A 2,988-nucleotide genomic window follows, 5' to 3' on the forward strand; every position below is an offset into this window, starting at 1 on the left:
GGCAGGCTTGGGAGAGATAGCGCTCCTCATTCCAGGCAAAGCCGGCTTGGATGGAAAGGGGCGGCGTCAAAGGAAGACTGACGATGCGGGGGTGCTTGCGGGCGATGTCCGCCGGCAGGAAGCCGACCCCTGCATTTTGTTCCACCAGGCTAAGAATGGTTTCGATTTGCCGCGAAGAAAAACGTATCTGCGGTGTAAAGCCGTGGCGGGAGCATTCTTCCAAGATGAGCTGGCGCATATAGGTGTCTTCCTGAAAGAGCAGAAAGGGTTCTTTCGCTAGCTGCGGTAAAGAAAGTGTTGTTGCGGAAGCCAGGGGGTGCGCAGGGGAAAGACAGACATGAATGGCGCTTTGTGCCAGGGGACGCACAGCCAGACCGGCAGGCGCGTCGGAGATGATCAAAAGTCCCAGGTCCAGCTCGGCGTCGAGAAGCTTGCGGCGCGTAGCCAGGCTGCCTGTTTCGGTGCACTGCAATTCGATATCCGGATGCGCCGAGTGAAAAGCGGCGAAAAGAGACGGAAAGACGAAAGCGCCGATGACCGGCGTAATGCCTAATAGGATGCGGCCTTTACGGGACGCCTCGTAGTCCTTCATCTCTTCTTGGGCGTTATTGCGGCAGCGCAGCATAGTCTCGGCGTGCTGCAGCATGCGCTCCCCGGCTTGGGTGAGGCGAAGCCGCCGCTGCTTACGGTCAAAGAGAGGCACCCCAAGCTCTTCCTCCAATTTTTGCAGAGCAATGCTGACCGAAGGCTGAGCCACGTGTAGTTGCGCAGCGGCGCGGCTGACGCTGCCCAGGCGACAGACTTGCTGAAAATACTCCAATTGTCGCAGTTCCATAGAAACCTCCATATAGTTTTAAACTATATATGAATCAAAAATATATATTTTTATTCTATCAAAAGCTGCGGTATACTGCAAAAGAGAAGAAAAAGCGGGAGGAATTACGATGGAACTGCTAGGGTATTTGATTTTAGGGGTAGCGGTGGCTGCATTCGGCACGCTCGTAGGCATTGGCGGCGGTCTGATTTTGGTGCCCCTTTTTATTTTGGTATTTCATTGGGAGCCCAATTTGGCGGTGGGTACGTCGCTGGTAGTGGTATTTTTTAATGCGATTTCCGGTACCGTGGCTTATATGCGGCAAAAGAAGGTATACTATGACGCCGGTATTCGGTTTGCTTTGGCTACGCTGCCAGGGGCGTTTTTCGGCAGCTACGCGGTAAAGTACATCCCGGAAGCGGAATTCAAAGTATTCTTTGGCGCGACGCTGATGGTCATGGCGGCGCTGATGTTTTGGCGCAATCATTCTAAAGGCGCGCCGAATAAGGGAACTGAAGTACCTAAGAATTACAATCGTACCGCCGGCGTGCTTCTTAGTTTGTGCGTAGGGTTTTTATCCAGCATTCTAGGCATTGGCGGCGGCATTATCCATGTGCCGGCCATGGTCTATTTGCTGGCGTTTCCGGCGCATATTGCGACAGCGACCTCGCATTTTGTGCTGGCGATTTCCTCGATGGTCGGCGTGTTTTCGCATTTCTTGCTGCACAACATTCTGATCAAGGAAGCCTTGATGATCGGCGTCGGCGCGGTATTGGGCGCACAAATTGGCGCAAAAATGTCCCTGAAAGTGAAGTCAAAGGCTATTTTGTCTTTGCTGGCGTTCTGCCTGTTCGGATTGGGCGCACGCTTAGTCTTTACAGCAGGCGCTTTCTAGTAAGGAGCCGCTGCTTTATGTGCATCTCGCGATAAATCAATCTTTTTTTCGTCAGACTTTGTTAGAAAGCCTCGGCATAGCGCCGCTATTCCTCCGTTTTCTTTCGCGTCTGACCTCGGAAAGACGTCGGTTGCTATGCAATCCTTAGCGGTCCCTCGTTTGTGCCTTCCATGGCACTCGGGACACTAAGTGCATCCAGCACTGTCGCGCCGACCCTAGGTACATCACGTGCCGTCGCCGGAGCGCTCATTAAAGCAGCGGCTCCTTATAAATTTGGTACGTACTCTTCTTTGGTTCAGGGGGACGGTTCTCTTGAACCATTGTTTGATTTTCTTTTCATTTTTCTTCAGTCTAGCCCTCCCTTTACTCCCTCTACTCTTGTTTAATTTCGTACTCTATTTTCCAGCACGAAGTCTCGGAACTTCAGCGCCGCCGGGGATAGATAGCGTTCTTTGTGCCACGCGAGGCCGATGGTGCGGCGGCAGGGAGTGTCTTTGACAGGTAGAAATGCCAAATGCAGGTGCTCCAGGCCTGCTAAATGGGGGATGAGAGCAACGCCCAGGCGGGCTTCTACCAGGCCGGCGACGGTCATGATTTCTTCGCCTTCAAAGGTGATTTCCGGCTGAACGCCAGCTTGCTGCAGCAAGCGATCCGCTAACAGGCGCAGGCCGTAGTTGGGCTTGAAGGTAATCAGGGGTTCTGAGGCAATGTCCTGTAAGGATAAGCTTTCCTGCTGCGCCAAGGGATGCTCACGGTGAACGGCGACAAAGATGTCTTCCTCAAAAAGCGGGCGCCAGGCTAGATAAGGTGGCGGCGCAGCGAAGGAGCAAAGGCATAAATCCGTGCCGCCGCTATGGAGCTGTTCCAAAAGAGCGGCGGTGCTGTTTTGGTAGAGCCGGAAATGCACCTGTGGATGCAGGCGGCGAAACTGCTGCAGCAGCTCCGGTACCAGATGCGTGCCTTGAGAATGCAAAAAAGAAAGACTGACGCTGCCGCGTTCCGGATGAATGAGGTCTAGCGCTTGTTGCCGTCCGGCTTCAATTCTTTGCAGGCCTTGATCCAGATGTTCTAGAAAAATACGTCCGCTGCGCGTCAGCTCCAGGCGTTTATGACAGCGGTGGAAAAGCGGAAACCCTAGTTCTTCCTCCAAACGGGCCAGAGAACGGCTCAAGGCTGGCTGGGAAAGCGCCAACTGGCTGGCGGCCTGGGTCATGTGGCCCAAAGCGGCAATGGTGCGAAACGCGTAAAGTTGCTGCAAATCCAAGGTCATCTTCCTTTC

General features: G+C 53.7%; 3 protein-coding genes. 1 reads left to right on the forward strand and 2 read right to left on the reverse strand.

Annotated elements, in window-relative coordinates; all coding sequences use genetic code 11:
- The coding region (locus PHF27_RS12615; RefSeq protein ID WP_300070699.1) for a LysR family transcriptional regulator at positions 1-835 on the reverse strand (835 nt) is incomplete at its 3' end.
- Positions 836-944: 109 nt separating this feature from the next.
- Between PHF27_RS12615 and PHF27_RS12620 the strand changes: the two genes are divergently transcribed.
- A complete protein-coding gene (locus PHF27_RS12620; protein ID WP_300070702.1) occupies positions 945-1,709 on the forward strand; it encodes a sulfite exporter TauE/SafE family protein in 765 nt (254 codons plus the stop codon).
- A gap of 382 nt (positions 1,710-2,091) precedes the next feature.
- Here PHF27_RS12620 and PHF27_RS12625 read toward each other — a convergent pair.
- The coding region (locus PHF27_RS12625) for a LysR family transcriptional regulator (protein ID WP_300070704.1) at positions 2,092-2,988 on the reverse strand (897 nt) is incomplete at its 5' end.

Source organism: Anaeromusa sp., from assembly GCF_028691475.1.
Classification (GTDB): Bacteria; Bacillota; Negativicutes; order Anaeromusales; family Anaeromusaceae; genus Anaeromusa.

Bases quoted from the DNA above. Each gene is read 5' to 3' on its own strand.
- PHF27_RS12620 (WP_300070702.1), top strand. From the start codon at position 945: ATGGAACTGCTAGGGTATTTGATTTTAGGGGTAGCGGTGGCTGCATTC.